This window comes from Polynucleobacter sp. 86C-FISCH (genome assembly GCF_018882415.1).
In the GTDB taxonomy this organism is placed as follows: Bacteria; Pseudomonadota; Gammaproteobacteria; order Burkholderiales; family Burkholderiaceae; genus Polynucleobacter.
Genome location: NZ_JACVOL010000001.1, coordinates 504244 through 519202 on the forward strand (window position 1 = coordinate 504244; position 14959 = coordinate 519202).

Here is a 14959-nt window from a genome sequence, read left to right on the forward strand (position 1 = left end):
ATTCGCCCACGCTTTCACATTATTAGATAATTGAGGGGTGAATACAAAAGCATCTTTTAGCTCCCTGTTCAGTAGGGCTGTCATTATTTTGTCTGGCTGCGCCTTTCTAAGCTCAACACCGGGCTTTGCATACGCACAGAGCAAGCAAACTCAAAGCACCAGCCAAGCGCGCAACAAAATTACCGTCCAAACCACTAAGCAAGTTGGCTTTAAAGATAAATCTGCAGGTTCTAACTCAAAGACTAGCAGCATGAGCTTGAACCCAGCCCTCTTTCAGCGCAAAGCACCTGATGAGCTCATGCTTGATAGCGACGCCAATCTTGACTATCGCGTGGTACAAGGATGTTTACGACGAAGCTTTACCGAAGATAGTCTTCCCGCAAGTATTGGCATCAACAACAGCCAATTTGCCGAATTCTTTAAGAATCAGACCAAAACATTTTTTGATCACATGCGTGGGGACTGCATCCCTTATGCGGTTGCTTTCGGTAGTCGCAATCGCTTTGACTCGCTCAGCATCATGAATGGCCCAATTCAAGATAGCAAAACTGAAGTATGGACATTTACACCATCAGCAGTTGGTGGCTTTTTAATTCAACAAGACTTACTTAAAGATGAATCTAAGCGTTTAACGGAGATTCGCATTCCGCTAAGAGATGTTTTGTATGACCCCCGCAAAGTAAGCGATCAACTACCAGTTGAACTGGTTTGGGAATTGAACTCCCTGATCAAGCAAATTTATCCAGAAGAAAATAATTCTCTCGAAAATACCAATAGCGTTGTGCGCTTAATTGTAGATTTTGGTGATCGTGAAAAATGGGCTCAAATTTGGGCTGCAGAAATCATTGATCCAACTACTAAAGAAGTTTATGCAAATGCGTTTTGGGTAGAACGTAACGACATCCCTGGTGGCTTTTTTACTGGCTCAGGCGAATCTCTTGAGCGCTCTTTCTGGACCAACCCCTTAAGCTATCGCCGCATCTCTCGCGGTGTTGGCATGGTAAGGGCGTCCTCAGGCAAGCGTAGCAAAGCACCTGCGGCGGCAACCAAATCTGCACCTGCAACCCCCGCACCCGCTCCTAAGCAACGTTATCGCGCCCATATGGGCATTGATTACTCTGCGCCAACTGGCACACCTATCTTTAGTGTCGCCAATGGCAGAGTTGCTCACATTGGCTACAGCGGCGCATTTGGTAACTTGATTATTTTGGAGCATCCAGGCAATTACCATACCTACTATGCTCACTTAAGCAACTACAACGTCGAGCTCGAATTAGGCAATGAAGTGCGTCGCGGATTAGAGATTGGTTATGTTGGATCTACCGGCAGATCAACTGGACCGCATCTTCATTTCGAACTGAGAAAAAATGGTATTTACGTTGATCCTTATGCACCAAAGACTCAACTTGATTTATGGTCTATGCGCGATAACGAAAGCGGACAACTGACCAGAGAAATATTATTACTTGGCAGCCCCATTAAAAATAACTAAGCAATATTGCTAGCGAGTGATTTGAATTTACTTACTTCAGCTAAACAAAAAGGGTCCTTACGGACCCTTTTTACTGAATGCTGAGTGCTAAGTGAATTAACCCAAAACCAATACCGGTAGTTTTGAGTGAACAATGACTTCATGAGTCTCGCTACCCAACAAGACACTCTTGATACCCGTGCGCTTATGGGAGGCCATCACAATGACATCTGCCTTCGCCCTTTTTGCCCCATCCAAAATGCCTTCAGATAAGTTGCTATTTGCAATATGAAGACTCTTTACCTTGATACCAGCACCAAGTGCAGTCGTTGCCTTCTTAAATATATCTTTTGCATAAGCCTCGCAAACCTTAGCATGCTCTTTTTGTGAAATTCCATAGCCCATGGTGCTATCTGAGTAGACCATTGGAGGCAGGGGGTCAGAAACATAAACCAGAGTTACAGCGGCGCCATCTGCCTTAGCAAGTGCAGCAACCTTCTTCAAGGATTTTTTGCTGACATCCGAACCATCTACAGGTACTAATAAATGCTTAAACATGTTTACCTCTCCCTAAATTGGACTACTAACCTACTCTTTCCATCATAATGCTTATTATTAGCCTATAAAAGAATAAAGGTAACTTAATTGCTCAAGAATTTTGCTATCTACGCCACATTTTTAGTCACCCTAATCGCAATTGATTTGGTATGGCTTTTGGGTATCGCAAAGAATCTCTATCGAGATCAAATGGGTGACTTAATGGCTAGCGAACCCAAGCTTATAGCTGGACTTGCTTTCTACCTTCTCTATGCCCTCGGGGTCTGTATTTTTGTCATTGTTCCAGCGCTATCAAAACAGTCCTGGATATATGCACTGCAATATGGCGCTCTTTTTGGGTTGTTCTGCTACATGACGTACGACCTCACCAATCTTGCAGTCATTAGAAACTTTCCAACACAACTAGCATTGATTGATATTGCATGGGGCAGTTTTGTTACCGCCGCATGTTCAGGCATCGCCTACTGGGTTGGCAACCGCTTCTCATAGCGTATTTAATATTGAGCTTATGTTTTTTCGCCCACGACTACTAGACGCATTTAACGGATATAACCGCACCCTTTTCACAAAGGATGTATTGGCTGGTCTGACGGTTGGTATTGTTGCGCTGCCATTGGCCATGGCCTTTGCAATCGCCAGCGGACTCAAGCCGGAGGCGGGTATTTTTACTGCCATTATTGCTGGCGGCCTCATATCACTTTTGGGTGGCAGTCGCGTTCAAATCGGCGGTCCAGCAGGCGCCTTCATTGTTATTGTTTATGGCATCGTCGAACGCTACGGTGTGCCGAATTTATTGCTAGCTACTGCTATGTCAGGAGTATTTTTATTTCTGATGGGCGTGTTTCGTCTTGGAACGCTAGTGCGCTTTATTCCCATAGCAGTCATTATTGGCTTTACGAATGGCATTGCTTTCTTGATTGGCTTATCTCAAATCAAAGATTTCTTTGGGCTCCAGATTGAAAAAATGCCTGCCCAATTTTTCCAATCCATTCATACACTCTATTTAGCTGCGGATACTTTTAATCCTGTAGCTCTTGGCTTGGCTTGTGGCAGTCTTGCTCTATTAATATTTTGGAAGATATTTCAGAATCGCCTGGGATGGCTATCGCATCTTCCCGGCACAGTAGTGGCAATGGTTGTGGCAACTATTATTACCAGCGCCTTTAACTTGCCAGTCGATACCATCGGCAGTCGCTTTGGAGGTATTCCCTCTGGACTTCCTTCTTTTGAATGGCTACCGGTCAGCTGGGATAACGCGCAGTACATGGTTGCACCAGCCTTAACACTGGCGCTACTAGGAGCAATTGAATCTTTGCTTTGCGCCCGTATTGCTGATAGCCTGATTCATGATCGCCATGAATCAAATCAAGAATTAATGGCACAAGGTATTGCCAATTTCACTATTCCATTCTTTGGTGGCATGCCAGCAACTGGAACGATTGCGCGCACCGTTACCAATGTTGAAAGTGGTGCCACCACCCCGATTGCCGGTCTTATTCATGCCGCAACCTTACTGATCATCGTCTTGTTTGCTGCACCACTCGCTAAAAATATTCCACTAGCTAGCCTTGCCGCCATCTTGATGTATGTCGCCTGGAATATGGGTGAATGGAGAAAGTTTATCGATCTCAAGCAGTTCCGCCTGCCATACCGAATCACCATTCTCAGCGTCTTTATTCTTACGGTTGTACTAGATCTCACCATCGCAGTTCAGGTGGGTTTACTGCTGGCTTTTATCACTTTCATTTACCGAATCTCTAGCCTATCGCGCTGTGAGATTGCTTTAGCGAGTGACTTCCCTGGACTAAGCAACCAGCAAGGCCGCATTGATGCTTACCGCATTCATGGGGCAATCTTTTTTGGTGCCGTCAAACTGCTAGAAAAGATTGAGACAAACTTACCATCTCACACTCTCTTACTTGATTTAAAAAATGTAATCTACATTGATACTTCAGGCATGGATACGATCATGGAGCTTGCACACCTTTGCAAGATTCGTAATATTCGCTTGCTAATTTGTGGCTTGGCACATCAACCACTGGAGATGGCTGAACGTAGCAACTTCATTGCTATGCTTCCGCCAAACTCTTTCTACCCTGACCTGATTTCTGGAATTGAAGCAGCGACAACTTAAAGGCGACTTAAGAAATACAGAAGCCGCCTTTTAATAAAGCTTCCGGCAAAACCCAAGCGCGGTATAAACCAAAGCCTCCTGCAATGAGCAAAAGCGAAGCAGCTAAATAACGCACCCAACGATATTGTCCAAACTGGGTGAGTGCTGCAGAAAATTTAGAGATCAACAATAGGTTGGGCAAGGTCCCCAATCCAAAGGCTAGCATTAGCCCAGCACCAGTGAGCACATCGCCTGATAAAAACGCCAGCGGCAAAACGCTGTAGACCAATCCGCAGGGTACTAAACCCCAGAGCATGCCGCTAAACCAACGCGATGGACCACTCGCCATACGCCCCAAGTATTTAGCCCAGTAAGCGGCAATTTTGGAGCTGATCCACTTACCTCCCAGCAAACCTTCTGATGAGCCCGCTTTTAAAAGACGAATGCCCATCAGTATCAAAATAAGGGAGGTTAGAGCAAACAAGGGTCGCTGAATGGGAATCAGATTTTGCTGCCAAACCACCACACCTACAGCAGCGGCAAGAGCACCCAAAAGAACATAAGTAGTTACGCGCCCCAAATGCATGATTAACTGCAGGTAAAAAAGCTCGGATTTGGGCCTTAATGGGGCCTCCAAAGCGATGGGTCTCTCGATGGCTGCCGCTATACCCCCGCACATCAGGGCGCAGTGCCAGCCGCTCACAAGAGCGCCCAAAAATACGGCAATCAGTAGGCTAGAAGTTAGCATCCGCTATCGAAATAAAGGTTAAAAAACGGGATTCACTACCCGTATAGAATAAACTGACTGCATAATTAGTTCCAATATGAATTACAAACCTACCGATACCCCAACCAGCAAATGCTCAGTATGTGTACTGGGTCAGTTTTGCCTGCCGGTTGGTCTAAACAGTAGCGAAGTCTCAAAAATTGACAGCCTGGTTAAAGAACGCGTCCACCTGCAAAAAGGGGAAAGCTTATATCGCCATGGCGATCTACTCAGCTCTGTATACAGCGTCCGCTTTGGCACACTCAAAACTGAATTTTGCCTCCAAGATGGTCGCCAACAAGTCATTGGTTTTCACCTTCCTGGTGAAATCTTAGGTTTAGATGGAATTGGTGAAGGTCATTACCAATCGGATGCAATTGCGTTAGAAGAGAGTGAAGTTTGCATTATTCGCTACGAAGCATTTGAAGATTTAGCGCGTCAAATTCCAGTATTGCAAAATCAGTTTCATAAGATCATGAGTCGTGAGCTGACTCAAGATCAACGCCACTTACTTTCTCTTGGCACAATGCGCGCTGAAGAAAGATTGGCTGCATTTTTATTAAGTCTCTCTCAACGCTTAGCAGCGCGCGGATATCTGAATAACGAATTTGATTTACGCATGAGTCGTAATGACATCGGCAGTTACCTTGGCATTCAAATTGAAACTGTTAGCCGCATGCTCTCGCGCTTTGCTGAATCAGGTCTGATTCAAATTAAGCAACGTCATATCAAACTGATCGATATGAACGGTCTATATGAATTGGCAGGCATTCCAAACCCTGACCGCCAGGGCTGCTCTACCCCAGAAATCCCAATCAAACAGGCTTAAATTAAGCCGCGATCTACTTCCTTGCTATCTGGTGCATCAATACCTGGCAAGATATAAGCTGTAAGCGCACTAGATGCAGCGCAAAAGATCCAAATAGCAAAAAATCCAATTGTATAGATACCCTCATCCGAGATATCTGGGTGATGACCAAAAAATAGCAAATCCTGTGGATGCACTATGGTGAATAACAAGCCTTCTGCCATGCCAGCCACCAAAAAGGAAGGCCACAAAATCCAGATCAGTAGGCGGTACTTCATTTTTGTACCTGCGTCTCTTTAAGCTGCTCAACCTTTAAACCCTGCTTCATTACGCCATCGCGCAAAGGTTTATCGGCCTGATAATTGATTGCCAGGTAAATGGTAATGATGCAACCGATCATCGCAACTGCCGGCCCACTGATCAATAACCATGGCCACAATTGTTTAAACCAAGGTTTAGTAGTTTGCTGTTCTGTCATATACATCCTCTCCATTGCTTTTAGCTTAACGGGGAATAATAAAAGTAGATTTTTCTTCGCGGGTTCTAGTGACTTCCTTATCGCCCATTACCTCTTGCGCCGTTACATCAAAATGTATTGGATAGTTTCCAGAATTATTCTGACCAATACTAGTGCTTACTTTAATTGGCATCAACTGATTACTTGCCGGTGCCACGTCGATTTCTTGAATTTCTTTGCCCTGCGAATTCAAAATCTTCAAGTCATCCAAGCCTGTAGCCTTAACTCGTACCTTCATTGGATGTTCAGAGGCATTCATAATCTGAATACGATAAATATTCTCTATACGAACGCCATCAACCTCGCGCGCCAAGGCACCACGATCACGCATGACATCGACCCTTAATGGATTACGCGTTACTAAAGAAAATAGAAAAGCCGAGGCAAGGACTGTAATAAAAGCTGTGTAAATTAAGACCCGTGGTCGCAAGATATGACGAATAGCACTTTGATTCGATTCTTTATCCTCAATAGCACGCTCAGTTGTATAACGTATCAAGCCTTTGGGATAGTTCACCTTCTCCATCACCTGGTTGCAGGCATCAATACAGGCGCCACAACCAATGCACATGTATTGCAGACCATCGCGAATATCAATACCGGTAGGACAAACTTGAACACAAATACTGCAGTCAACACAATCACCCAAGCCTAGAGAGCTATGATCAGCAGACTTGCTGCGACTACCTCTTGGCTCACCACGTACTTTGTCATACGTTACCAAGAAGGTATCCTTATCTACCATCACGCTCTGGAAGCGTGCATATGGGCACATATATTTGCAGACTTGCTCACGCATAAAGCCTGCGTTGCCCCAAGTAGCAAAGGCATAGAAACATAACCAGAAGGTCTGCCAAGGTCCGAGCGAGAGGTGAAGCAATGACGCGCCTAAAGTTTCAATCGGCGTGAAATAACCAATAAAAGTAAAGCCAGTCCAGAATGCGATCAACAACCATAAAAAATGCTTGGTGATCTTCAAGCGCCATTTGCGGAAACCCCATGGCCACTCTTCACCATCCAAACGAATACGGGCAAAGCGATCACCTTCGACCTTACGCTCGATCCACATAAAAATTTCGGTATATACCGTTTGAGGGCAAGCATAGCCACAGAAAAGACGTCCGGCAACTGCTGTAAACAGAAATAAAGCTAAGGCGGATAAGATTAATAAGAGTGTGAGGTAAATCACATCCTGTGGCCAAAGTACTAGACCAAAGATATAAAACTTACGCTGAATTAAATCGAAGAGAACTGCTTGACGGTCATTCCAACTCAACCACGGCAAACCATAAAACAGTAATTGCGTTGCAAAAACAAGGATGAAACGCCAGCGGGCAAAGAGGCCCGATACGGAACGTGGGTAGATCTTTCGCCGAACCTCATAAAGAGATTCCTCAATTACTTCTATCGGAACAGGTTTCCCACCCGGCGGAAGATCTGACACTAAGTACTTTTCTTACTTGGCTGCTGCTGGCTGCTTATTATTAGATAAGCCCCAAACATAAGCTGTTAACAACTGGATTTTCTCAGGACTCAATACTTTGTCTTGAGCAGGCATTTGTGCCATACGACCTTTAGTCACAGTCTCAACAATTGTTGCTTCTGAGGCACCATATAACCATGTTTTATCAGTTAAGTTAGGCGCGCCCAGGGCGATGTTGCCTTTGCCGTCAGCACCATGACATGCAGCGCAATTCGACTTAAATACATCAGCACCACGAGCCGCCTTCAAATCATCTGCAGGCAAACCGGAAAGGCTACGAACATAATTAGCAACATCAACAATTTGTTTGCTATCTAGCTGTGGGAATGGAGGCATGACACCAGCACGACCATTCACAATAGATGCCTTGATATTCTCTGGCGAACCACCATATAGCCAATCACCATCAGTTAAATTCGGGAAACCTTTAGCTCCGCCTGCATCTGAACCATGACACTGCGCACAAGAATTTAAGAATAAACGTTGACCCATTTCACGCGCTTTTGGATCGGCCGCTACTTGTTCAATATCCATCTTCACGTATTTGGCATAGACAGGCTTAAGCTCATCATTAGCATTGGTCATAGACTGCATTAAGGCACCGTCAGTGCTGTAACCCAATACACCAGGATAGGAACCGAGACCTGGATACAGAACTAAGTAAACCAAAGCAAAGATGCAGGAAATTAAGAACATCCACATCCACCAACGCGGTAATGGATTATTCAGTTCACGTAAATCGCCATCCCAAACGTGACCAGTGTCATCCACTTGACCGTCCGGCTTCAGCGTTACCTTGGTCTTACGTTGAGAAAATAATAACCAGATGCACCAAAAGATACCGACCAATGTTACTAGGGCGATATAGGCACTCCAACCGGCACCAAGAAAGTCACTCATGATTTATCCTTACTGAATTCATCGGGTAGATCGAACGGAAGTTCGGCGGATTCTTGATTGGCAGACTGTCTTTTTGAAGACCAAGCCCACCAAACGATTCCTATAAAAAATACCAAGCCAAGCACGGTAGATATTGCTGAGAGGTAAGGTGCAATAGTTTGCATAGTTCTCATCGCCAAGAATTACTTAGCAACCACCTCATCAACAATGATGTATCTACGATTCACGCCAAGACCCTGAAGATATGCAATCAACGCATCTTCTTCAGTTTTACCTTCCAACTCTTTAGGTGCATTTGCGATTTGCTCATCGGTGTAAGGAACACCTAAGCGACGCATAGCAACCATATGAGAAGAAATGGTGTCTGCAGCTGCTGGTTTTTGTAGATATGGATAAGCAGGCATATTGGACTCAGGAACCACATCGCGTGGATTACGCAAGTGAATACGATGCCAGTCATCGGAATAGCGACCACCTACGCGAGCCAAATCTGGACCAGTACGCTTACTACCCCATAGGAATGGGTGATCAAATACTGACTCACCAGCCAAAGAGTAAGGACCATAACGCTCTACTTCAGAGCGCAAAGTGCGAATCTGTTGTGAATGGCAACCCAAGCAACCCTCACGCTGATAGATATCGCGACCAGCTAAACGCAATGCAGAGTATGGCTCAACACCTGGGCTAGGCTCAGTGGTTGAGTGTTGGAAAAATAATGGCACGATCTGCACTAAGCCTGCAATCGAGATTGCGGCGATAGTAGCAATGATCAGCCAACCAACATTACGCTCAAGCGTTTCGTGGGAGAAAAATCGACGTTGTTCTGACATGTTCTTATCCTTAATGAGCTGCTACAGATGCTTGTGGAATCGCAGCGTCGATGAATTTTTTACCAATCACAGTCTTGTACACGTTATAGGCCATAACAAACATGCCGCTTAGGTAGCACAAGCCGCCCAACAAACGAATTACATAGAATGGATAAGTAGCTTTTACAGACTCAACAAAGCTATAAGTCAAAGTGCCATCTGGTTCAAATGCTCTCCACATCAAACCTTGCATTACACCGGCAATCCACATTGCTGCGATATAAATCACCACACCAATAGTTGCAATCCAGAAATGCACCTCAATTAACTTCGTGCTGTACATATCCTTTTGACCAACTAAACGTGGGATTAGGTAGTACAGGGAGCCGATAGTAATCATGGCAACCCAACCTAAAGCGCCTGAGTGAACGTGTCCGATGGTCCAGTCCGTGTAGTGAGACAAACTATTCACAGTCTTAATCGACATCATGGACCCTTCAAAGGTAGACATACCGTAAAAGGACAGGGCTACAACTAAGAATTTCAGGATAGGGTCACGACGGAGTTTGTACCAAGCGCCAGACAAAGTCATGATGCCGTTAATCATGCCGCCCCAAGATGGCGCCAACAAGATCAAAGAGAACACCATACCTAAAGACTGAGTCCAATCTGGCAAAGAAGTGTGTTGCAAATGGTGAGGGCCAGCCCACATATAAGTAAAGTTCAAGGCCCAGAAGTGAACAATTGATAAGCGATATGAGTAGATTGGACGCTCAGCCTGTTTTGGAATGAAGTAGTACATCATGCCCAAGAAGCTAGTAGTCAAGAAGAAGCCCACTGCGTTATGTCCATACCACCACTGAATCATGGCATCTTGCGCACCGGCATATGCTGAGTAAGACTTAAAGAGGCTTGCTGGCATCTCAACGTTATTCACGATATGCAATACAGCAATCGTCAAAATATAAGCGCCGAAGAACCAGTTCGATACATAAATATGTTTTGTTTTACGCTTAATCACGGTACCGAAAAACACAACCGCATAAGCTACCCAAACCACAGTGATCAATAAATCAATTGGCCACTCTAGTTCTGCGTACTCTTTTGAAGTGGTGATCCCTAGTGGCAAGGTAATAGCAGCGGAAACAATCACCGCTTGCCAACCCCAGAAGGTAAATGCAGCTAATTTGTCACAGAAGAGTCGTACTTGGCACGTGCGCTGAACGATGTAATAAGACGTTGCGAATAACGCTGATCCACCGAACGCAAAAATCACGGCATTGGTATGAAGCGGACGCAAACGACCGTAACTCAACCAAGGAATATTAAAAGTGATTTCAGGCCAGATTAACTGAGCTGCGAGGATAACCCCCACAAGCATGCCAACGATTCCCCAAAGTACGGTAACGATGGCAAATTGGCTGATAACCTTGTAATTGAAGTTATCTTGATTACTCCCCACGGTAAGTCCCATGGTTTCTCCTTTTTTGTGACCAAACAGCGACATAATCCAAATAGACTGGATCGATTATCAAAGTAAGGCCCCCAAGGGGGTTTGATCTATATCAAAAAGGGTGGGGCAAATTCAGGAAGCGGAGAAAGAAAATAGATTATTTTCTAGATCTCTTTAATTATCTGGCTATTTTTGAGAGTGCTTACTAACTTCTTTGGGTCTAGGCGCATCATCATCCATCAAAATGGCCTCACCTGGACCATCCAAATCATCAAACTGACCACTCTTAATTGACCAGTTCAAAATCCAGACCAAAAGACCAATGAGGACTAGCGACAAAGGGATGAGGAGATAGAGACTTTCCATCCCTATAGTCTAAGCCTTTCGCAAACGCCAGGCATTTAAGGTCACTGCAAGCGAGGAAAGTGACATGCCGATTCCAGCAACCCATGGATTGACCCAGCCCATCATCGCAGCCGGAATGGCAAGTAGGTTATAGATCAGAGCCCATAATAAATTCTCTTTAATAATTGCCTGCGTTTTATCCGCTAATAGCAATGTTTTTGCCAAGGGCTCTAATGAGGCAGCGGTGAGAATGGCATCAGCTCCAGCTGCAGCTAACGGCGCACCCGCTCCAACAGCTATTGAGATATCTGCACGCGCAAGTAAAGGCGCATCGTTTACGCCATCGCCAATAGCCCATATAAAGCGCCCTTCTTTTTGCAAGCGCTCAATGTAATCATATTTATCTTCGGGTGTACAGCCACCTTGATAGTGCTCTATACCAACATGATGGGCCCACCAAGCAACCGTCTCACGATCGTCACCAGAAACCAAATGAACGGCAATATTTCTAGACTTCACTACTTTTAAGAATTGCTCCAGCCCTACTCTTGGTGTATCCAAGAAAACAAAGCTAGCTATTAACCCCTGTTCATCAGCTAAATGCACCTGACCATATTGCCCCTGTTGAGCGCCTTGATTTACACCCAACCATAGCGCGCTTCCCAATCGATAGGGTCCGGAACTTAAACCTCTACCCAAAAGATTAATAACGGGTTCGCTTAACAAAGGCAGTGTGAGTTTTTCACTTTCTGCAGCACGTAACAATGAAAGTGCTAGTGGATGTCTCTGCCCAATCTCTAATGCTGCTGCCAATGCTAAGGCATCCTCACGGCGATAACCGGAGCGCAAATTGATAACTTCTTGCAGCTCTGGCTGGCCCATTGTTAAGGTGCCGGTTTTATCTAGCACTAAATCAGTTGCTTTTACCAGGCCCTCCATCACGTGTCCACGCACGATCAGCAAACCTAATTTAGTTACAGCGCCTTGAGCTGCTGCCATGGCAGTAGGCACAGCTAGCGATAAGGCACAAGGACAACTAGCAACAAGAACTGAAACTAAAACTGTCCATGCGCGACTAGGATCAAAGTAAAACCAAATTGCTGAGGAAACAAATGCACTTAGTAATAAAAAAGTAACAAAGTATGCCGTCCATTTTTCTGCAAGACTCACCATTACCGGCTTTGCAAGCAATGCTTGATCTAGGAGGGATGCAATTCCAGCAATACGAGTAGATTGCCCCACAGCTTCAATACGTATAAACAATGGGTTAAGAATATTGTGCGTTCCTGCATATACGCGATCGCCAATTTTTTTCTCGACCGGTTTTGATTCACCGGTTAGTAATGACTCGTCTAATGCACTTGCATTTTCAATTAAGACACCATCGGCAGGAACTACTTCGCCAGGGGATACTCGCAACACTTCACCAGGATTACAGTTGACTACTGGCACAACTTCGATCTCTTGTGTTGCAGGGTAATTAAATGCGCGCTCACAGGTAGCAGGCAATTGCTTTGCCAAAGCCTCTGCACCACCCTGCGCATCTTGCCTTGCCAATAACTCAACATATCTTGCGGCCAATATAAACGCCACGAACATCGTGATGGAATCAAAATAGCTTTTTCCAGACCCTGTTACTAAATTTATAGTACCCGCAATAAAGGCTAAGGCTAAAGCCAAGGCTATAGGAACATCCATCCCAAGCATATGCGTCTGCTTGACCGACTGAATACTGCGCCAAGATGCCTGGAATATGGGTCCAGCTGAGTAAACAATTACGGGGACAGTTAGAGCCCAACTTGCCCAACCCATCAATAACTCAAACTCTGGTGTAATGTCAGCGCCAGTATAGGTTGGCCATGCATACATCATGACCTGCATCATGCCAAGCATTGCAACGCCCAGGCGCATCAGCAATTTACGTCTCTCAACTTTTGCCCTATCCAAAGATTGAGATGGCTCGAATGGCCAAGCCTCGTACCCAATGCGTTCAATTTCAAATAGCAATCGCGCTAAGCTTGTTTTGACTGGGGAAAAACGCACCATCACCTTTTGGGTGACGTAATTAATTTGTACGTCCTGCACGCCCGCATTACGACGCAAATGCTGTTCACATAGCCATACACAAGCTGCGCAACGAATTTTTTCTAAACGTAGAGTGGTCTCTAGACTACCTTCATCTCCAGATGGTCGAGTAAAGCGACCACGCAAAGATGGATCATCGTAAGGCTTGAGTTTTTCTGGAATTTCATTGCTTGCAAGATAGGCCGCTGGTTTGTCGCCAGACTGCGAACGCCTGGCATAAAAAACCTCTAAGCCCTCACCGTGGATGGTTTGGGCAATAGCCATGCAACCTGGACAGCAAAATGATCTAATCTCACCGCCCAATTCTGCTTCAATTAAATCACTTGGAAGGATCTGGCTTGAGCAGTGATAGCAAACTAAAGAATTTGATTTATTCATTCAATTACTCATGCACTCGCTGCGCTACCCCAACCTCTTCGACGCTCGTAAATTACGAACAAAACGCCCCATATCACCACGGCAACATATGCCCAAACCCAAGCGACTTGAGAAGAGCGCGAACCCGATATATCCAATACGAAACCAAATATTGCGGGGCCCAATAAACCGCCGCCAAATCCCATTAGCGAGTGCAAACCCATCGCTGCGCCCTTAATATTTTCCTGAGCACTAATGACCAAGCCTGCGGTAAGTGTTGATGAATCCGCCATGATGAAAATAGCATGTCCAATAGCAAGAGCAACAATCAACCACCATGATTGCCCCGTTGAACAAGCAAATGCAATGCCCAATACAGCGCTAGTCAGCATCACAATACAAACCCACTTCTGGCGCCCCACTCTTAAAGCAATCTCATTACCCAATATTGAGGCAGGTACGCCAAAGAAATTAATCACTCCAGCCAAGGTCGTTGCCGCCAGAAAAAAGGATTCTCCTGATGCCACTGCACAAAAAGCGAAGAAGGCAACAATCCAACTTCTAGAGGCAAAAAGTTCTAATGTATGAGCGGTATAGCCAAAAATAAATCCAGAGGCATTTTTATCTTGCAAAACCAGCTTCCATTTACCCACTGGGAAGATGTCGTGCAGGCGTATATTGATTGGCCCCTTCCACTTGTCATGCTGCAATGCCGGAATAAAAATCAAGACAATCAAAAATGCAGTCAATGGGCCTAATGCAATCAGACTAAATACATAATGCCAACCTAACGCACTCAAAATCCAACCGGAACATAAGTAAGAAAACCCTGTACCAATCCCAAAGAAGGCTGTGTAAAAAGCAATGTGTCGCGTTAGCTCGCCAGACTGAATCCGATCGGACAAAATTTTGAGGCCCGGCATATAGGTGCCAGCAAGGCCAGCCCCATTTAATGCCATAAACAATAGTGCTGTCCAAAAGTTATATGCCAACAGACCCATGCCAAGAAGTCCGCAAGTAGCAATAAGACCGCCAACCAGGTAAACCTTGCGCGCATCAACCCGATCCGTCAGTGCGGTTGCTAATGGAACCGCTAGCATGTAGCCAAAGAAAAAAGCACTGGCAATTAAGCCCGATTGCAAATTACTGAGGTGCCACTCTTCTTGAAGGGCGGTTAGCACTACTGCGTAGCAAGCAAAGCCCAATAAGGCACAGGTTTGTGCCAAGAGCATAAGAGGGGTATAGCCAGCTGAACGAAAGCGCATAAATAGTCAGTAGAAACGTGAACTCATTC

General features: G+C 45.2%; 15 protein-coding genes. 4 read left to right on the forward strand and 11 right to left on the reverse strand.

Translation table 11 applies throughout. The features are described 5' to 3' along the window. The first annotated feature begins 37 nt into the window (after positions 1 to 37). Positions 38 to 1492 carry a M23 family metallopeptidase gene (locus tag ICN10_RS02400; RefSeq protein WP_370626188.1) on the forward strand — a complete coding sequence of 485 codons (1455 nt, stop codon included), beginning with the start codon at positions 38 to 40 and terminating at the stop codon, positions 1490 to 1492. A 96-nt stretch (positions 1493 to 1588) separates the two neighbouring features. Here ICN10_RS02400 and ICN10_RS02405 read toward each other — a convergent pair whose 3' ends face one another. Continuing rightward, on the reverse strand, positions 1589 to 2029 hold the full coding sequence (locus tag ICN10_RS02405; RefSeq protein ID WP_216212159.1) for a universal stress protein: 441 nt from the start codon (positions 2027 to 2029) through the stop codon (positions 1589 to 1591). Between the two features lie 87 nt (positions 2030 to 2116). Between ICN10_RS02405 and ICN10_RS02410 the strand changes: the two genes are divergently transcribed. Both ICN10_RS02410 and ICN10_RS02415 read left to right on the forward strand, forming a co-directional pair. Next, a complete protein-coding gene (locus ICN10_RS02410; protein WP_216212162.1) occupies positions 2117 to 2518 on the forward strand; it encodes a DUF2177 family protein in 402 nt (133 codons plus the stop codon). A 19-nt stretch (positions 2519 to 2537) separates the two neighbouring features. Next, positions 2538 to 4163 carry a SulP family inorganic anion transporter gene (locus tag ICN10_RS02415; RefSeq protein WP_216212166.1) on the forward strand — a complete coding sequence of 542 codons (1626 nt, stop codon included), beginning with the start codon at positions 2538 to 2540 and terminating at the stop codon, positions 4161 to 4163. A gap of 7 nt (positions 4164 to 4170) precedes the next feature. Here ICN10_RS02415 and ICN10_RS02420 read toward each other — a convergent pair whose 3' ends face one another. Beyond that, on the reverse strand, positions 4171 to 4890 hold the full coding sequence (locus ICN10_RS02420; protein WP_216212169.1) for a sulfite exporter TauE/SafE family protein: 720 nt from the start codon (positions 4888 to 4890) through the stop codon (positions 4171 to 4173). 76 nt (positions 4891 to 4966) lie between these two features. On the opposite strand from ICN10_RS02420, the gene fnr reads away from it, so the two are divergent. Next, positions 4967 to 5737 (forward strand): fumarate/nitrate reduction transcriptional regulator Fnr, encoded by a 771-nt coding sequence (gene fnr / locus ICN10_RS02425; RefSeq protein WP_216212172.1) that lies wholly within the window; start codon positions 4967 to 4969, stop codon positions 5735 to 5737. Here fnr and ICN10_RS02430 read toward each other — a convergent pair. The 9 genes from ICN10_RS02430 to ICN10_RS02475 all read right to left on the reverse strand — a co-directional run bounded on the left by ICN10_RS02430 (position 5734) and on the right by ICN10_RS02475 (position 14930). Next, a complete protein-coding gene (locus ICN10_RS02430; protein WP_215383890.1) occupies positions 5734 to 5994 on the reverse strand; it encodes a hypothetical protein in 261 nt (86 codons plus the stop codon). The genes fnr and ICN10_RS02430 overlap by 4 nt on opposite strands. After that, positions 5991 to 6194 carry a FixH family protein gene (locus ICN10_RS02435; protein WP_216212175.1) on the reverse strand — a complete coding sequence of 68 codons (204 nt, stop codon included), beginning with the start codon at positions 6192 to 6194 and terminating at the stop codon, positions 5991 to 5993. The genes ICN10_RS02430 and ICN10_RS02435 overlap by 4 nt, the downstream gene beginning before the upstream one ends. Positions 6195 to 6219: 25 nt before the next feature. Next, positions 6220 to 7677, reverse strand: coding sequence for a cytochrome c oxidase accessory protein CcoG (gene ccoG / locus ICN10_RS02440; RefSeq protein ID WP_216212178.1), 1458 nt, complete (start codon positions 7675 to 7677; stop codon positions 6220 to 6222). A 12-nt stretch (positions 7678 to 7689) separates the two neighbouring features. After that, positions 7690 to 8616, reverse strand: coding sequence for a cytochrome-c oxidase, cbb3-type subunit III (gene ccoP, locus ICN10_RS02445; RefSeq protein WP_216212180.1), 927 nt, complete (start codon positions 8614 to 8616; stop codon positions 7690 to 7692). Positions 8617 to 8798: 182 nt separating this feature from the next. Further along, positions 8799 to 9446, reverse strand: a complete 648-nt coding sequence (gene ccoO / locus ICN10_RS02455; RefSeq protein WP_216212183.1) for a cytochrome-c oxidase, cbb3-type subunit II — start codon at positions 9444 to 9446, stop codon at positions 8799 to 8801. A 10-nt stretch (positions 9447 to 9456) separates the two neighbouring features. Continuing rightward, the gene (ccoN, locus tag ICN10_RS02460; protein WP_216212187.1) at positions 9457 to 10899 is read right to left on the reverse strand and encodes a cytochrome-c oxidase, cbb3-type subunit I; all 1443 of its coding nucleotides are present in this window, start codon (positions 10897 to 10899) and stop codon (positions 9457 to 9459) included. Between the two features lie 165 nt (positions 10900 to 11064). Then, a complete protein-coding gene (gene ccoS / locus ICN10_RS02465) occupies positions 11065 to 11244 on the reverse strand; it encodes a cbb3-type cytochrome oxidase assembly protein CcoS (RefSeq protein WP_216212188.1) in 180 nt (59 codons plus the stop codon). Positions 11245 to 11253: 9 nt separating this feature from the next. Beyond that, on the reverse strand, positions 11254 to 13686 hold the full coding sequence (locus ICN10_RS02470; RefSeq protein ID WP_216212192.1) for a heavy metal translocating P-type ATPase: 2433 nt from the start codon (positions 13684 to 13686) through the stop codon (positions 11254 to 11256). Between the two features lie 8 nt (positions 13687 to 13694). After that, positions 13695 to 14930, reverse strand: a complete 1236-nt coding sequence (locus ICN10_RS02475; protein WP_216212196.1) for an MFS transporter — start codon at positions 14928 to 14930, stop codon at positions 13695 to 13697. Positions 14931 to 14959: the final 29 nt, after the last annotated feature.